Here is a 17200-nt window from a genome sequence, read left to right on the forward strand (position 1 = left end):
AATAGTTAAAAAAATTTATCTTCATTATGCAGCTGGCTACCATTTTCAAGGCCCTATAGTTTTGCGCCCTATATTTTCATATAGTTTGCCAAATATTAATTTGGATGTATGAGTTAATTATAACAAAGCTATCAATCTTAAACAAGTAAAACTATAATTTGACGACCTTATTAACCATTGTTTATTATTTTTCCGATGATAATTAGCTATTCAGCTTATTTTTACTACAATTCACCACACTTATTTGCAATATCTAGGAAACTACTGTTAATAATATTGATAAAATTATTAGAGAAAATTTTTTTTGTTTTGATTAATTTCATAAATTATTTTACCCCTTTTCCTTATTTCCACTATTTACTTGGTTTTGCCTATCTAATACCCATATAAGTATACCATTTCCCTATTTGGGAATTCATAAATTGTAGTTATTGGATTAATGCTTTATTTATGAATTGCAAACCATATCTCTTGGGTATTATCTGCACCATAAGCTTCAATAACAGGAAGATCTGCTAACTTGTATTCAGAATTAGGTAACCAAATACTATAAAAATCTTGATATGTTTTTTTTACATGTACCTTTTTCTCAACATTAAATACAACCCATGTTGATTTAGGAAAATCTATAGCTTTAAAATTATCTACTTGCGGATCATCCTCTTTGGTAACTCCCACAATATATTTCATTTCTCTTGACTTACCCCATTGTCCATTAGCAGCAATACCAAGGATACCACACGGTTTTAAATTAGTTATCATACCCATTAGTGTTTCCATTGTTCCATCTTTTTTAACCGTTTTCCACATCTTTGGTACTTCTTCAAATGCGTTTTCTGTTAAAATATCAAACTCTTTTCCATAAACTTTAAATCCACTTAATTCTTCAATTCGGTAGTTCATTTGTTCTTCTCCTATAATTTTTATTTGGAATGATAGTTTAGGAGTTAAATTAAGTTGTACTATATTTTTTCTTACCTCTGATGGCAAACATCCATGAAATGTTTTAAAGGCTCTAGTAAATGCATCTTGTGAACTATATCCATACTTAATAGCAAAATCGATAATTTTTTCATTAGATTCTAAAAGTTCAATACCTGCTTTTGATAGTCTTCTTTCTCTAATATAGACGCCTAGAGTCTTTCCAGAAATATATGAGAAAACTTTTTGAAAATTCTCAAATGAACACATCATAATTTCAGATAATTGCTGACTCGAAATACTTCCATCTAAATTTTTTTCAATATATTCAATTGATGCATTTAACTGTTTAATCCAATCCACTTCTATCATCTCCACCTATATTATATTAATCTGGCAATTTTATTACTCGCCTTTTTATGACTTTTTTAGTCGAATCCAACTAATTAAAGTATACTTTTATCTTCAAAAATAATAACCATAAAATATAAGAAAGAATGATGAGTTTTTTAGAGTTTGATTTTTAATTTGAGTGGTAAGAAAACAATAGGAAATAAGCAGTTCGTTGGTATGAATCTCGTTTTATTGATTTTTTCATATTTACTTTTGCATATCTATTACCCATGCAAGTATACCATTTTCCTATTTGAGACGTCATACACTCATGTTATTGAACTTATGAAGTATTCATTTGTATTATTGAGAAAGTATTCTTGACACTACCAAAAATTATTGTCGTACGATCAAATTAAATTGAATTAATACCATTTTCTTGTACTTTATGTTCTTTGTAGTTATTATATCATTTGTTGATTCATTGATGCTATATTCAGATGCATCAGAAGATACTTCTCACAATAAAAAAACTCTATTATCAAATAAAGTTTCATTGTTAAATAGTAAAAAGATACTCCCTAATTATGTTAAAAGGATTAAGAACTTCAAGAGTAATCACTCTATTGATGAATTTAAAAATATCATTGATAAAGTTAAAATTATTGATGCATTAACTTTTGAAATAAAACTCTCTTTGGTTAATCTTGAGTCAATTAATTATTTCGTTACTCATTCGACCATATCAATTAAGATAGGCAATCTAATGAAAGAAATTAAATATTATATTGTTCTCTAATTTTTTAGATATGGTTCAATCACTTATCACGGACTTTTATTCAAGTGCTTCAATCACTTATCACGAGCATAGAATTTTTAATAAACAAATATTGTTTAGGACTATTGGCGCCAATTTAAAATGTCATCGATAGCCCTTTTTTAATAAAAAATGCCCTAAAAGGGCATAATTTGGTATTATTTGGTAGTTTTTTGCTACCAATTAAAGATTTCTTTGGAGGCCCCGATCGGATTTGAACCGACGCGTCAAGGTTTTGCAGACCCATGCCTTACCGCTTGGCTACGGGGCCAAACACGCTATTATATTATACGTTTTGAAAACGTAAATGTCAATGATAAAAACAACCTACAAATGGGAGAGACTAGTTTCACACATTTAGTAGGTTGTTCTTCTTTTATATTTGAGTTTCTAAATTTGAAGCTATATGTTGTAAAACAAAATCTGTTGTTAGATTATGTTTTTTAACATAGCGATTATTTGGATGAATTCTACAAGCATGTGAACATGATCCTAAATATTTTTCTTCAGATGCTTCACTTGCAAGTATTTGTTTATTACACTCTGGATTTCCACAGTTAATATATCGTTCACATGGTTCGTTTGTAAAGTAATCTCTACCAACTACGACATGCTCGTGTTTATTGATATCCACTGCAATACGTTCATCAAATACATACATTTTACCATCCCAAAGTTTGCCTTCAGTATCTTTACTTGTACCATAGTTGTGGATACCACCATGCAATTGACCTGCCACATTAAAACCTTCTTTAATTAACCAGCCGCTAAACTTCTCACATCTTACACCACCGGTGCAGTATGTTAGAATTTCCTTGTCTTTAAATTGATCTTTGTTTTCTCTAATCCAGTCTGGTAAATCTCTAAAGTTTTTAATTTCAGGTTTGATTGCCCCTCTAAAGTGACCCAAATCAAACTCGTAGTCATTTCTAGCGTCAATAACTACTGTATTTGGATCTTGTAGTTTTTGATAAAACTCAATAGGTTCTAAATACTTACCTGTAATTTCAAGTGGGTTCACATCATCTTCTAAACTTAAGTTCACTAATTCTTTTTTAACACGTACATGCATTTTACTAAATGCGTGTGCATCTACTTCATCAATTTTAAAGAAGATATCTTCAAAACCTTGAAGACTTTTTAAATAATCCATGTAGTTTTCTGTTTGTTCAAATGTACCTGATAAGGTACCATTAATACCTTCACTAGAAACTAAAATACGCCCTAGTAAATCTTGGCTCTTACAATAAGCTAAATGCTCATCTTTAAACTTTTCTGGGTTTTCAATGGCTGTATACTTATAATAAAGAAGCACTCTATAATTTTTTTGCATTTAAATCTTCCTTTTTTGTTCATTCATTTACCGGTTTATTATACATAATTGTGGTATGTCTTACAAAAGATTTGCCTATATCACTCATTATTAGCACTCATCACTTGACAGTGCCAATTATTCGGCATATAATAATGTTATATTATAGAATTTTAAGGAGGAAATAATATGCAATTTAACCCAATGGATGATTATTCAAAAGATCCTGACATTTTAAAAAAGTTCGGTAGAAATATTGTAGAACTTGTTAAAGAAGGTAAAGTCGACCCAGTGATTGGTCGTGAGGAAGAGATTAGACGTATTATTAAAATTCTATCTAGAAAAACCAAAAACAACCCTGTTTTAATTGGTGAACCGGGGGTGGGTAAAACAGCGATTGTTGAAGGCTTAGCTAGAAGAATTGTTGATAAAGACGTACCTTTAAGTCTGCAAAATAAAATTGTTTATGAACTAGACTTAGCTCAATTAGTTGCTGGTGCAAAATTTAGAGGTGAGTTTGAAGAACGTTTGAAGGATGTTTTAAATAAGATTAAAGAAAGCGATGGCCAAATCATCTTATTTATTGATGAATTACATAATATTGTAGGTGCTGGTCGTGCAGATGGTGCAATGGATGCCTCAAACATCTTAAAACCAATGCTTGCACGTGGTGAACTTCACTGTATTGGTGCTACAACATTAAATGAATACCGCTTATATATTGAAAAAGATAGTGCACTCGAAAGAAGATTTCAAAAGATCACTGTGACTGAACCAACTATGGAAGATACAATTTCTATCTTACGTGGACTTAAAGATCGATTTGAAGCACATCATGGTGTGCACATCTCTGATGGTGCCATCATCGCTGCTACAAATCTATCAGCACGTTACATTACAGATAGATTCTTACCAGATAAAGCAATCGACCTTATTGATGAGGCTTGTGCTTCTATTCGTATGGAAATTGATTCTATGCCAGTGGAACTTGATGATGTTCAAAGAAAAATACTACAACTAGAAATTGAAAAATCTGCTTTAAGTAAAGAAACAGATACATTAAGTAAAGAGCGTCTATCTAAAATTAAATCTGAGATTGATGATTTAAAATTAGAGGAAGCCAGTCTAAAAAGTAGATGGGAAAAAGAAAAATCTCAACTTAATTTATCAAAACGCAAAAAAGAAACCTTGGAACAACTTAAAAACGAACTTAATACTGCTTATAACGAAGGTAACTATTCTAAGGCTGCAGAACTTCAATACTCAAAAATACCTAATCTAGAAAAAGAAATATCTGAATTATCAGATACTTCAACAGATGATAAACTTCTAACAGAAACTGTTACCCCTGAATCGATTGCTGAAATCGTAAGTAAATGGACCCATATACCTGTAACAAAACTAGTATCAGGTGATAGAGAAAAACTTAGAAACCTACGTTTAAGCCTAGGTAAACGTGTATTAGGTCAAGATCATGCACTAGAACTGATTAGTAACGCCATATTACGTCATCGTGCAGGTATCAAAGATCCAAATAGACCAATTGGTTCATTCTTATTCTTAGGTCCGACTGGTGTTGGTAAAACAGAGGCTGCTAAAGCACTTGCTGAAAATTTATTTGACTCAGAAAATCATATTGTTCGTATAGATATGTCAGAGTATATGGAATCACATAGTGTCTCTCGTTTAATCGGCGCACCTCCAGGATATGTAGGTTATGATCAAGGCGGTCAACTTACAGAAAAAATAAGACGTATGCCTTACGCAATCGTCTTATTTGATGAAATTGAAAAGGCACATCCTGAAGTCTTTAATATCCTACTTCAAGTATTAGATGATGGTCACTTAACAGATGGACAAGGTCGTACAATAGATTTTAAAAATACTGTCATTATTATGACATCTAACATTGGCAGTCAATATTTACTAGAAAACGCAAGTGATGCCCAAGAAAAAATAGATAAACTGCTAAAACAATCCTTTAAACCAGAATTTTTAAATAGAATTGATGAAATTATTACATTTAACTCACTTGGATTTAAAGTTCAAGTGGATATCACAAGAAAACTACTCAATGAACTTTCAGAAAAATTAAAAGAAGAAAACATCTACATTACATTGGGTGAAGATGTTCAAAAATACGTTATCAAAAACGGATTTAATGAACAATTTGGTGCAAGACCACTTAAACGTTATATCCAAAGAGACATAGAAACATTTATCGCAAAAGCAATCATTTCAGAAGATGTACTGCCAAATCATCACTATGAAGTTATTGTAGACAATGATACATTAAACATTAAATTAGTCTCATAAATTAAAATATCCCTATCACTAATTTGTGATAGGGATATCTTTATTTTTGGATTTGTTCTAACAAGTAACCTTCTCTAATACCTGATTTACTTACAATAATTTCTTCAATATTAAAGAAATTCATTAAAGTTTCTAAAATTATTAGACCTGGCATAATCGTATGAATACGTTCTGGAATCATACGAATAATGGATAGATACGTCTTTTTCTTAGTAGGATCTATCTTTGAAATTAAATCTTGAATGTTTTGACGTGTTAACTTATCAAACTTCTTTTGGTAAAAGTTTTGTAGTAAAACAAGGCTTGCTTGAACAGTTCCACCTATACCATAAGCTACTTTCACATCTACTTTATCTACTTTATGTAGTTTTAATGCTGCAACGACTGCAGATGAAATACGTTCTACTTCATGTGTAGTTGGAAAAATTTCTTTGACATAGGTAATATAGGTGTTTAATGACCCTAAATTAAGCGATACAGAGTCTTTAAGCTTACCATCAGTTACGAGTGATAACTCTGTGGAACCACCACCAATATCAACAATTAACCCTCTATCAATTTTGTGATTAAGTGATACACCTTTATAGCCATAATAGCCTTCTTTTTCTTCATCTAGTAGTTCTACTTTCATCCCTGATGCTGTTTTAATACGGGTTAAGATTTCATTTTGATTACGTGCTTCTCTAATCGTTGCAGTCGCAATCATAAATAGTTTTTCTAATTTATAACTTTGACTTACTTCCATAAAATCTTTAACAACTCGAATCACAGAATCGATACCTAAATCAGATAAATAGCCTTCGGGTAATAAGTAACTCGCTAAACCTACAACTTCTCTTTTTGAAAATATATTGGTTAGTTTATGATTCTCATACGTAAATATTTCTAACCTAAGTGAATTAGATCCTAAATCAATAATGCCATAGTTCATATTAATCACCGCCCCTTTAATTATATAATATCAAAGAACATGTATTTTGTGTGTATGTTTTACATATAAATGATTTGAAAATATGCTAAATACTTGGTATCATTAACTAAAGGAGATTTAAACAATGAAAAAAACATATAATCTAGGTTTACTAACAGGTGGTATTTCTTTAATGCTCGCACTGATTGCCTCATTTGTGCTACAGGATTACTTTTCAGAATCTTTTCTGACATTGAGCTTCACATTTGATACCTTTATATTAATTGCAGTCGCATTTATGCTCATCTTACAATTCAAATCATTTGATAAGATTGCTGCAATCGTATTGGTCATATATGGTGCCTTTAATATTCTTTATGGTATCGTAGGAAGTCAGACATTATCTGATGTGATCAATTCAACTGAACTTGAAGTGATCTTCATCTTAGGGTTATTATTAGGACACGTCTTATTTGAAATTGCTGTACTCTTTGTACTACTTCACTTAACTCAACAAAGATTTGAGTATAAGTTCACTAAGAAGTTTGTGATTGTAGCACTATCAGTTTCACTTCTGTTACTTATTGCGATTTCACCACTTGTAACATTTATGACTTTTCAATCGATTATTCGTATGGTGTTCTCTATTATTTCTATTATCGCGTTGTATTTTTGTATCCAACAAATGGTTACAGATACACCGATTGTAGTTGAAGCACCTGCTAAAGCAGTACCAAACAAAAGATTAGAGTTATCTAAGTTATACGAACGTGGTATCATCACTCAAGAAGAGTATCAAACAAGACTAGATTTAATCGATAAAGAATAATTAAAAAAAGAAACTGCGTTATACCTTAAATTAGGGTATAACGCAGTTTTTTATTTGGATAGAATGATTTCATTTAATTGTGATACTTCAAGTGGTTTATAATAATAAAAACCTTGGACATAGTCTACATCATGTAGTTTTAATATATCAATTTGTTCAATGGTTTCAACACCTTCTAAAACTATCTTTTTAGACATCGCATGCGATAAGTCTAAAACAAACTTTAAGAAATGTCTTTCAGTTGGTGATTTATCAATTTTGGCGATAAAGTCCTTATCCATTTTAATAATGTCTACTGGTAAATGTTTAAAGTAAGTTAATGAAGAATATCCACTTCCAAAATCATCTAATGCGACTAAAAAACCTTTCTCTTTGAGTTGTTTTAAGACGATGATTGTTTGATCAATATTTTCAAGTGCCATCGATTCAGTGATTTCAATAATCACTTGTTTATGATCGATTTCATGTTTTTTGATGTAACTTCCAATATCTTCTATGAATGTTGGATGCATCAATACCTTGGGTGAAATATTAATATCTACTGTAAAGTGTTTACCCATTTCATTCCAAGTTTTAATTTGACCAAATACCTTATCATATAAAAAGTGTGTAAGTTCTAAAATAGAACCCGATATTTCAGATAGATATATAAAATTATTTGGTGGAATATAACCCATGGATGGGTGATTCCATCTAAGTAGTGCTTCTAACTTTCTAATTTCACCTGATTTAAAATCTAGAATTGGTTGATAGACTACATAAAATTCATTGTTTTGAAGTGAAGGTTTGATGGCATTTGTAATTTCATATTCACGTTCTTTGGATTCATGCATAAAGGTATTATAAATCACTACTTGGTCTTTACCGTTTTTCTTTGCAGCTGATAATGCAAGATTAGCATATCTTAAGATATCTCCATATACCAGTCCGTGATCTGGATAGATAGCAACCCCTGCAGATGCTGAGTAAAAGTAAGCTTCACTTTGTTTAGACATTAAGTTTTTTACTTTGTTGATACTTAAATCCGCAAGTGTCTTAATTTCATCTAGATGTTCAAATTGATAGAATACTAGAACAAATGAATCTTCGCTCATTCGAGCTACAATATGTTCCTTACCAACCTTCGTAAGTTCTTTAGCAATGAGTAATAATGCCTCATCACCCCATTTATGCCCTTTTAATTCGTTGATTGCACCAAAGTCATCAATATCTAGATAAAGCAGCGCAAAAGGTGTTCTATTTTGAATTAAACGGTTAACCTTAATCTCTAATCGGTTACGATTGATTAAGCCCGTTAAAGCATCGAAATAGGCTAAATTGAAGTGTTTTTCTTCTAAGGTGGTCAGTTGTTTATTTTGATATTCTAATTCAAATAGAACCTTTTTTAATTGTTCATTATTTGATAAGTACTTCTTAACTCTTCTATACACAATAATATAATAGACCAGGCCAATAAGACCCAGAGAAATAAAGCCCTTGAGAGTTTGAATCACTTGAGCGGTGTTTGGATCTGTTACATACTCTAAAATCAACCAATCACTAAACCATATATATGCATAAGCACATATAAAGTATGCTAATGTGATTTCAGTTGATTCCCTAAACGCTGATTTTACTTTTTTTTCATCCTGATGAACATTATTTTGCATTTGTAACTCCATTAGTTTGTATAGTGTAAGTTAAGTGAATTAAGACAGTTATTTATGATTTTAAATATTTTCTAAAATTGCTTTACGGCGTGCTTCATATTCTTCTCTTGAAATCACACCACGGTCAAATAATCCGTCTAATTGTTTTAGTTTTTGTTCTACAGTTACTGGTTCTGTGTCTGTTGAACTTACACCAGTTCCAGCGAGTAAACCAAATATGCCACCAATTGTTGAAGTGAATATTAAGTAAATACTATAGTTTGTAACTTGTTCTTTTGTTGCTTCACCTTTTTTAGCTTTATCAAATACTGATGCAGCTTTAAAGTTAAAGTATGCTAGAACTAGTGGGAAGATTAATAATCCGCCCGGGAAAATAAATAAAACCCCTGAAATAATTGCGAATACTTGTGCTACTGTTAAGAATGTTTTGTTCATGTTTTTTGCCCCTTTTAGACACTTTCTATTATTTTTTTACGTCGTTCATGGTACTCATCTAAAGTGATTAAACCCTTATCAAACAAGTTATCTAGGTCTTTTAATCTTTTTTCTAATGATGAACTTTCGCTTTGAGTTTGGCCATTATCTTCAAGCAGTACACCAAGTAGTGCAAAGACACCACCAAGAATATTAGATGTCAGTAATAAGATAATACTGTATATGATAATTTCAGTTTTCATATATGGATTGTCTTTGGCTTGTCCAATTCTAATAAACACAAAGATGTTAAATCCCACAATGATAAACATCACCAAACCAACGATATTGAAGGTGACATCACTTTCAATTTGGCCTAAAACAAACATAAAGATTAGTGCATAAATACCTATCACTGCAGCAGCGATAGCTACAAACACCTGAGATATTGTTAATAACGTTTTATTCATTTAGAATAATCCCCTTTCGTACGTACATAAATTATTATATTATAATTCGTTCGATATTTCAAAAATAATTGATAATTTTATTTTATAACTGCATGTATCCAATTAGGAACATAGGCTGATGTACAACCAGGAGCGACTTTCATATCTTTATAAACACCTAATTCTTCTGATAAATTTAATACTTTTGTTCTATATGCTTCATAAGTAATGCCTATTTGTGCAAAGCATCGATTCATCATCCACTGAGCTTTAGGTGTTTCATCCACTAAGTTGCGTTGTATGTTGTCTAAAAGATAAAGAACTTCATTATCATCTATTATCTTTAGACGAACACGTTCGACGTTAATCGCCCAAAGTGCACGTTTTAACATATCAGAGTCACTATCCTTTAACATATCATACAACACATCTACTTCTTCAATCAAGGTAACTACTCTAAACATAAAATCATCGAGTACTTGATCAAATGTGATAATACCTAACACATCATATGCTTCTTTAGCACTTAATTTAGATACATCAAACAGCATGACAGCAAGTAGCATAGCATCTGTATTTAATGTATGCATAAGTTTAAATGCTAGATCATGATGGGTACCTATTTTTTTAGCATAAGCTCTTAAATAACCTAATAATACACCATAGGTATTTTCACTTGCACCGGCTTTTAATAAACTCTTTTTTCTAGAAGCGTTAGAGTTTAATTTCAAATCATTCATTACTTGTTCTAATGTCATTGTATGATTCCTTTCAAATTTAAACTACTTTGATTATATCCTTATGGAATGAAAAAAGTACATTGATATGATCAATATACTTTTTGTGTTGATTATTTAATCTCTTTAACTTCGTAACCAAGAGTATGAATTGTATCTAAAATAACATCATGATTAACTGGGTCTTTAGTCTTTAGAACTGCAAAACCTTTATCAAGATTCACTTTAGCAGATTGAACACCTTCAACTGTTGAAAGTGATTTTTCCACCTTAGCCATACAATTTTTACAATGCATACCATCAATGTATACTGTTGTTTTCATAGTTTATCCTTTCTTTACGATCGGTTTAAATCGTTTTAGTCTTAATGCATTTGCAAGTACTGAAACAGAACTTAGACTCATTGCTGCTGCAGCAAACATAGGATTTAATAGTGGTCCACCAAATAGATGTAATACGCCCATTGCTATAGGTATACCAAGTACATTATACCCGAATGCCCAAAATAAGTTTTCTTTAATGTTCTTAATTGTTTTTTGACTTAAATGAATTGCATTTGCAACATCCAATAAATCATTTTTTACTAATACAATATCCGCAGATTCTATCGCAACATCCGTACCACTTCCAATAGCGATACCTACATCAGCTTTGACAAGTGCTGGTGCATCATTTATACCATCACCAACCATAGCCACTTTTTTACCACTATTTTGAAGTTTTTCAACCTCGTTTGCTTTATCTTCTGGTAAGACCTCAGATAAGACTAAATCAATGCCTATTTGTTTTGCTATTGCATCTGCAGTGAGTTTATTATCACCTGTGATCATAACAACTTCTACACCCATTTGATGGAGTTTATCAATGGCTTGTTTAGAGGTTGGTTTGATGGTGTCTGCAACTGCAATCATACCTGCTAACTTTTGATTGATTGCTACAAACATTGGTGTCTTACCTTGGTTAGCTAAGTTTTCTGATTGATCAAATAATTCTGATAAATCGATAGCTTGTTCTTTCATAAGTTTTAGGTTACCTAGTAGAATAACTTGGTCTTCTATCACCACTTCAATACCATGTCCTGGTATGGCATGGAATTTAGAAGGTGTAGTCAGTTCAATACCCTTAGATGTCGCATCTAGTACAATCGCTTCACCTAATGGATGCTCTGATCCTTTTTCTGCGGATGCAGCTAGTCTTAGAAGATTTAGTCCATCGATTTCACTTGTTGTAATGATATCTGTAACAACCGGTTTACCTTGTGTAATAGTTCCTGTTTTATCTAGAATCACTGTATCTACTTTGTGAAGTGTTTCAAGTGATGCACCACCTTTAATTAAAACACCATACTCAGCACCTTTACCTGTACCAATCATAATTGCGGTTGGTGTTGCAAGTCCAAGTGCACAAGGACATGCAATCACTAAAACTGCGATAAAGATTGTCATTGAAAAGTTTAGGTCTTGACCACCAAATATATACCAAAGTAATCCTGAGATGATAGCAAGTACAATAACAACCGGTACAAAGTATCCACTAATAATATCTGCTAGTTTTGCAATTGGAGCTTTAGAACTTTGAGCATCTTCTACAAGTTTAATAATTTGAGCAAGTGCTGTATCTTTACCTATTTTAGTTGCCTTATAATGAATTGTTCCAAACTTATTAATACTTGCACCTACAACCAAATCACCAATTTGCTTTTCTACTGGAATAGATTCACCTGTCAACATCGATTCATCAATTGATGTGTGACCAAAAGTGACAACACCATCTACAGGAAGTTTATCCCCTGGTTTAACAACGATTATATCGCCTACAACCACATCTTCAATAGCAACCCTTACCTCAATGCCATTTCTTAGAATAGTTGCTTCCTTTGGTGCTAAACCAATTAACTTTTTTATTGCAGCAGATGTTTTACCAATAGAAATAGATTCTAAGTATTTACCTAATGTAATAAGTGTTAGAATCACTGCAGCTGATTCAAAATATAAATCGTGTACAAAATGATGATTTCCGTTAATAATCATAATGAGTGCATATACACCATATATATAGGCTGCAGAGGTTCCAATAGCAATTAATGAATCCATATTAGGGCTTAGTTTAAAAAGTGTTTTAAAACCTATTTTAAAGAACGGATACCCAATAATCATGACTGGTGTTGTTAGAATAATTTGTATAATCGTAAAATTTAGGGGACTTAGGTCAGGATGCATAAAATCCGGTAACCACAATCCGATCATAGGACCCATTGCAATATATAGTAACGGTAATGTAAAAATTGCGGATACCAAAAATCTAGTCCATAAGTTCTTAATTTCTTGTTCTTTTCTCAGTTGATGCTCATCTGCCGTTTCTGTTTCTGTTAAAACTTCATAGCCAACAGCTTTTACAGCCTTTTTAACATCTTCGATAGAAACTTTATCCATATCATAATCAAAGGTTAACTTTTCGGTTGTTAAATTGACATTGACATTTGTTATACCCTCTAGTTTAGCTGTTGCTTTTTCAACAGATGCTACACAGGATGCACATGTCATACCTTTAACACTTAAATTTTCATGTTTCATCTAATCACCTTATCTTTCTCATACCCCTATGTAGGGGGTATATATATCTTACAATAGTAACTACCAATTTGTCAAGGAGCTGGCATTATAAATATAAAAAAAAGACCTTTATCAGATCTCATCATTTGTAAATTAATGGAGCGGGTGAGCGGAATCGAACCGCCGTCTTCAGCTTGGAAGGCTGGGGTAATAACCATTATACGACACCCGCAAGTAAAATGGTCGGGAAGACAGGATTTGAACCTGCGGCCCCTTGGTCCCAAACCAAGTGCTCCACCAAGCTGAGCTACTTCCCGATTACTTTGTCGCGCTAAATAATTGTATCAAAGTTTTTTTACTTTGTCAATCATTAAATGGCGCACCCAAGAGGACTTGAACCCCTAACCTTTTGATCCGTAGTCAAACGCTCTATCCAATTGAGCTATGGGTGCAAATAAAGTGGTGACCCGTACGGGATTCGAACCCGTGAGTGCATGCGTGAAAGGCATGTGAGTTAACCGTTTCTCCAACGGGCCACTTAATGCGCATGTATAATTATATCAACTTATTATGATTTGTCAACAATTAAATGACATTTTTTTTGATTTGTAGCAATCAATACATAATGTTGTTAATAAGCGATTTAGATAATGCTTCATCTTGATTTTTCTTAATAATTTGATATACAAATTCAATTACAGCCCCTGCTGATCTTGCAGTGATAATTCTAGGTGTAACTACAACTTTTTTAGAAGCTAAGTAATGCCCTAATTTAGCATCTTCTTCGGAGCCCGGAAAGGCTGTAAAGTCTAGGTTGTCTAAGAGTCCTAATCGGCCTAAAAAGCGTGGTGCAGCACAGATTGCATAGATATCCTTATCTTCTCTTTTAAATGCTTTAATTAGGTCATATATATAGTCTGCATGATCAATCACTTTAGCTACATAGCCACCACCAGGTATGATTAAAAATTGATAATTGGATAGCTTAATATCATGTAAATGGTAATCTGCTTTAACAGTGATACCAAAACCCGTTTTCACATATAAATCAGGTTCTTTAGTTACAGAATCTATGTGCATCCCTGCACGTCTTAATAAAGCTAAAGTAGATAGTGCTTCATTATCTTCCATACCGTGTGAAAAAATGATGAGACCTTTCATATTAAATCACCTCTAATACTTGATCGAGTGCATCAATTAAAGCATTAGATAGTTCTGTTTCACTTTTTTTGTATACTTCCATTTGGTCATGACTACCTAATACATCGGATACTACTTTAATAGCTAATACAGGATATTTGTAGCTATGCGCTACTTGATAAATACTTGCACCTTCCATATCCACGATATATGAATTTGGATTAATTGGTTTTGTAGAGAATATATCACCTGTGTATAATCTGATTTGATTGAAATCTTCTAATTTATTTAGTATTTTAGTATCTGTAAAATAGAGTGTTGGATATTTAGGAATTTGTCCATATTCATAGTTAAATATCGTTAAATCCACATCATGGTAAGTGACCTCAGATACCAGGTATGTATCATAAAGATTCACCTTATGTCCACCAACGATACCAAGATTGATTATAAATCTAGTTTCAGGATGCAATGTTAAGATATGTGATAGTGCACTAGATGCATTTGTTTTACCAATGCCAGAAATGATAAGCATCACATCTTGTCCCTGGTATTTACCCTCATATATGTTATAAGGGTGTGTTGATTTTAAGTTTAAATTGGAAGTAAGTACTTCTACTTCAGATAGCATCGCTGCAATAATAACTATCATATAGACTCCTTTACAGTTTTAAGCATGTTGACAATGACATCCACTGCTGCACTGTGTTTATCATCATTAGGTATGATGATATCAGCATAACGTTTGGTTGGTTTTACAAATTTGTGGTACATTGGCTTAACCGTAGTTATATATTGATTGATGACTGATTGCATCGTACGTCCTCTATCTTTAACATCTCTTGAAAGACGTCTAATAAAACGGATATCATCATCTAATTCTACGTAGAGTTTTAAATCAGCAAGGTCACGAATAGAATCATCTACTAAACTTAAAATACCTTCAAGTATAATAATTGGTTTGGATTCTACTTCTTCAATCACTTCACTTCTTGTGTAGTTACTATAATCATATGTAGGTTTATGAATTGTTTTTCCTTCAAGTAACATTAAGATATCTTTCTTTAATAGTTCAATATCAATACTTTTAGGATGATCATAGTTCATGAGTACTCGCTCGTGCATTGGAAGTTCATTTTGATCTAAGTAATAGTCATCTTGATTGATGACTAATACATGCTGAATGCCTGCTTTTTCTAATATGGACTTAACAACTGTTGACTTACCAGAGGCTGAACCGCCTGCTACAATCATAAAAAATGGTTTTTTCATATATTTTTCCTATCAATTAAAGATATCTTCTTGAGGGAATTCATCTAGATTTAGTAATACTAATATATCATTTAAACTGTTAAATGAACCTAAAACATTACCATCTGAATCTCTTAACTCATACCTAACTTGGTTATTGTAATATCTATTATAGTTAAGTTTTGAATAAATTACGTATGATTTTCCATTCACCTTAAATTTCTTTATCGGTTCATGATTTCTCTTTCTAATTTTTAGAGTATTAGTGATACTTACAACAACAACTATAATAAACACGATAAAAAAGATTGTAAAAAACCCTGAAAAAAATGGTGGCATGTGAATTCTCCTTCAAATATTTTCTCATTACTATTATATATGAAATCATCATAAATAGGTGTGAAACTATATAATTAATCAAATTTCCCATGATTATTTAAATTTATTTTATAATAGTATTAAAGTAAAAAAATGAGGTAAGACTATGGTAAAAGCAATCCAAAGAATGGAAAAGTTAGCAGAAAAATTAAAAAGCTATAAAGATTGTCAATGTTTATTAGGATTAGGCAGTATGTCTCAGGTTAGACGTGCTGATAATTACTCGGATATGGATTTCTTCTTAATTGTAAAAGAAGGTTCTAAACAGTCATTTTTAGAGGATTTGAAATGGTTAAGTGTAAGACCACTTGTTTACATCTTTAAGAATACTATGGATGGTTATAAAGTGTTATTTGATGATGGTGTATTTGCTGAATTTGCAGTATTTACAGAAAAAGAAATAGTTGATGCACACTTTACTAGAGGCATCGTCTACTATAAAACAAATGATTTTGATGTATCACTTGTTGCACCAAATAATATGCCAAAGAAGAAAGTAATTGACAAAAATTACCACTTAAATGAAGCTCTAACAAATATTTATATTGGTTTAAATAGGTTACATCGAGGCGAGATTTCTAGTGCTACAACCTTTATTCAAAACCATGCATTCGATAATATTTTACGCCTATTTGACAGTATTTTTAAGAAATTGGATGACTATTTTGACCCTTATGTCTATGAAAGACGCATTGAATTTAAATACACTGAAGCAGCAGATCTACTTCCTAAATTCAGACAAGGATATGATAAAAATAAGGAATCTGCGCATGAAATGTTGAAGTTTTTAGTTGAAAACTTTGAAATTAACCCTTATTTATTAGATAAAATCAATGAATTACTCCATATTTAGACAAATAAAAAACTCACAGTTCATGTGAGTTTTAATTTATAAAAAAAGTGGCGCCCACTGCTGGACTCGAACCAGCGACCCCCTGATTAACAGTCAGGTGCTCTAACCAACTGAGCTAAGTAGGCTTACAATTGATAATTCATGGGTGACACTAAGCTACATATAAAATATTTAAGAAAGTAAATGCCTGGCAACGTCCTATTTTCGCTAATTGTAATAACTATCGTCGGCGCTAAGATGCTTAACTTCTGTGTTCGGGATGGGAACAGGTGGAACCATCTTGCCATCGTCACCAGACATAATGCTCTCAAAACTAGATAAATGATTTTCTCTGAAAAG

Annotated in this window: 16 protein-coding genes, 6 tRNA genes, 1 rRNA gene and 1 riboswitch; of the genes, 3 read left to right on the forward strand and 20 right to left on the reverse strand. The window is 31.9% G+C overall.

The window, feature by feature from the left end; all coding sequences use genetic code 11:
• Nucleotides 1–24: 24 nt before the first annotated feature.
• Nucleotides 25–100: riboswitch (cyclic di-GMP riboswitch) on the reverse strand.
• Between the two features lie 344 nt (nt 101–444).
• The 3 genes from ACL_RS05540 to trhO all read right to left on the reverse strand — a co-directional run bounded on the left by ACL_RS05540 (nt 445) and on the right by trhO (nt 3404).
• Entirely contained in the window at nt 445–1293 is an 849-nt protein-coding gene (locus ACL_RS05540; protein WP_012243061.1) for an AraC family transcriptional regulator, read from the reverse strand.
• Between the two features lie 974 nt (nt 1294–2267).
• Nucleotides 2268–2342 (reverse strand) — tRNA-Cys (locus tag ACL_RS05550).
• A 105-nt stretch (nt 2343–2447) separates the two neighbouring features.
• Nucleotides 2448–3404 (reverse strand): oxygen-dependent tRNA uridine(34) hydroxylase TrhO, encoded by a 957-nt coding sequence (gene trhO, locus ACL_RS05555; protein ID WP_012243063.1) that lies wholly within the window; start codon nt 3402–3404, stop codon nt 2448–2450.
• Nucleotides 3405–3572: 168 nt separating this feature from the next.
• Between trhO and ACL_RS05560 the strand changes: the two genes are divergently transcribed.
• Nucleotides 3573–5699 (forward strand): ATP-dependent Clp protease ATP-binding subunit, encoded by a 2127-nt coding sequence (locus ACL_RS05560; RefSeq protein WP_012243064.1) that lies wholly within the window; start codon nt 3573–3575, stop codon nt 5697–5699.
• Nucleotides 5700–5739: 40 nt separating this feature from the next.
• Here ACL_RS05560 and ACL_RS05565 read toward each other — a convergent pair whose 3' ends face one another.
• Nucleotides 5740–6630 carry a Ppx/GppA phosphatase family protein gene (locus tag ACL_RS05565; protein ID WP_012243065.1) on the reverse strand — a complete coding sequence of 297 codons (891 nt, stop codon included), beginning with the start codon at nt 6628–6630 and terminating at the stop codon, nt 5740–5742.
• A 124-nt stretch (nt 6631–6754) separates the two neighbouring features.
• Between ACL_RS05565 and ACL_RS05570 the strand changes: the two genes are divergently transcribed.
• Complete coding sequence (locus ACL_RS05570; protein WP_012243066.1) at nt 6755–7438, forward strand: SHOCT domain-containing protein; 684 nt, start codon at nt 6755–6757, stop codon at nt 7436–7438.
• Nucleotides 7439–7488: 50 nt separating this feature from the next.
• Here the strand turns inward: ACL_RS05570 and ACL_RS05575 are convergent, their stop codons facing one another.
• From ACL_RS05575 to ACL_RS05640, 14 genes are all read right to left on the reverse strand, one after another.
• Nucleotides 7489–9087, reverse strand: coding sequence for a putative bifunctional diguanylate cyclase/phosphodiesterase (locus tag ACL_RS05575; protein ID WP_041634249.1), 1599 nt, complete (start codon nt 9085–9087; stop codon nt 7489–7491).
• Nucleotides 9088–9147: 60 nt separating this feature from the next.
• Nucleotides 9148–9522: an SHOCT domain-containing protein gene (locus ACL_RS05580; protein ID WP_012243068.1), complete on the reverse strand. Its 375-nt coding sequence runs from the start codon at nt 9520–9522 to the stop codon at nt 9148–9150.
• 14 nt (nt 9523–9536) lie between these two features.
• The gene (locus ACL_RS05585; protein ID WP_012243069.1) at nt 9537–9971 is read right to left on the reverse strand and encodes an SHOCT domain-containing protein; all 435 of its coding nucleotides are present in this window, start codon (nt 9969–9971) and stop codon (nt 9537–9539) included.
• A gap of 77 nt (nt 9972–10048) precedes the next feature.
• Nucleotides 10049–10708, reverse strand: a complete 660-nt coding sequence (locus ACL_RS05590) for a DNA alkylation repair protein (protein WP_012243070.1) — start codon at nt 10706–10708, stop codon at nt 10049–10051.
• A gap of 92 nt (nt 10709–10800) precedes the next feature.
• Nucleotides 10801–11010, reverse strand: coding sequence for a heavy-metal-associated domain-containing protein (locus ACL_RS05595; RefSeq protein ID WP_012243071.1), 210 nt, complete (start codon nt 11008–11010; stop codon nt 10801–10803).
• 3 nt (nt 11011–11013) lie between these two features.
• Nucleotides 11014–13260 carry a heavy metal translocating P-type ATPase gene (locus ACL_RS05600; RefSeq protein ID WP_012243072.1) on the reverse strand — a complete coding sequence of 749 codons (2247 nt, stop codon included), beginning with the start codon at nt 13258–13260 and terminating at the stop codon, nt 11014–11016.
• Nucleotides 13261–13396: 136 nt separating this feature from the next.
• Nucleotides 13397–13471 (reverse strand) — tRNA-Gly (locus ACL_RS05605).
• 8 nt (nt 13472–13479) lie between these two features.
• Nucleotides 13480–13556 (reverse strand) — tRNA-Pro (locus tag ACL_RS05610).
• Nucleotides 13557–13614: 58 nt separating this feature from the next.
• A tRNA-Arg gene (locus ACL_RS05615) sits at nt 13615–13691 on the reverse strand.
• Between the two features lie 8 nt (nt 13692–13699).
• Nucleotides 13700–13775 (reverse strand) — tRNA-Glu (locus ACL_RS05620).
• A 79-nt stretch (nt 13776–13854) separates the two neighbouring features.
• A complete protein-coding gene (locus ACL_RS05625; protein ID WP_012243073.1) occupies nt 13855–14400 on the reverse strand; it encodes a DJ-1/PfpI family protein in 546 nt (181 codons plus the stop codon).
• Nucleotide 14401: 1 nt separating this feature from the next.
• A complete protein-coding gene (gene mtnN, locus ACL_RS07315; RefSeq protein WP_012243074.1) occupies nt 14402–15031 on the reverse strand; it encodes a 5'-methylthioadenosine/S-adenosylhomocysteine nucleosidase in 630 nt (209 codons plus the stop codon).
• Nucleotides 15028–15651 (reverse strand): uridine kinase, encoded by a 624-nt coding sequence (udk, locus tag ACL_RS05635; protein ID WP_012243075.1) that lies wholly within the window; start codon nt 15649–15651, stop codon nt 15028–15030. The genes mtnN and udk overlap by 4 nt, the downstream gene beginning before the upstream one ends.
• 12 nt (nt 15652–15663) lie before the next feature.
• A complete protein-coding gene (locus ACL_RS05640) occupies nt 15664–15969 on the reverse strand; it encodes a hypothetical protein (RefSeq protein WP_012243076.1) in 306 nt (101 codons plus the stop codon).
• Nucleotides 15970–16114: 145 nt separating this feature from the next.
• Between ACL_RS05640 and ACL_RS05645 the strand changes: the two genes are divergently transcribed.
• Nucleotides 16115–16861, forward strand: coding sequence for a hypothetical protein (locus ACL_RS05645; RefSeq protein ID WP_012243077.1), 747 nt, complete (start codon nt 16115–16117; stop codon nt 16859–16861).
• Nucleotides 16862–16909: 48 nt separating this feature from the next.
• Here ACL_RS05645 and ACL_RS05650 read toward each other — a convergent pair.
• Nucleotides 16910–16986, reverse strand: a tRNA-Asn gene (locus tag ACL_RS05650).
• A 60-nt stretch (nt 16987–17046) separates the two neighbouring features.
• A 5S ribosomal RNA gene (rrf, locus tag ACL_RS05655) occupies nt 17047–17158 on the reverse strand.
• Nucleotides 17159–17200: the final 42 nt, after the last annotated feature.

Origin of the sequence: Acholeplasma laidlawii PG-8A (assembly GCF_000018785.1) — a bacterium.
Lineage (GTDB): Bacteria > Bacillota_I > Bacilli_A > Acholeplasmatales > Acholeplasmataceae > Acholeplasma > Acholeplasma laidlawii.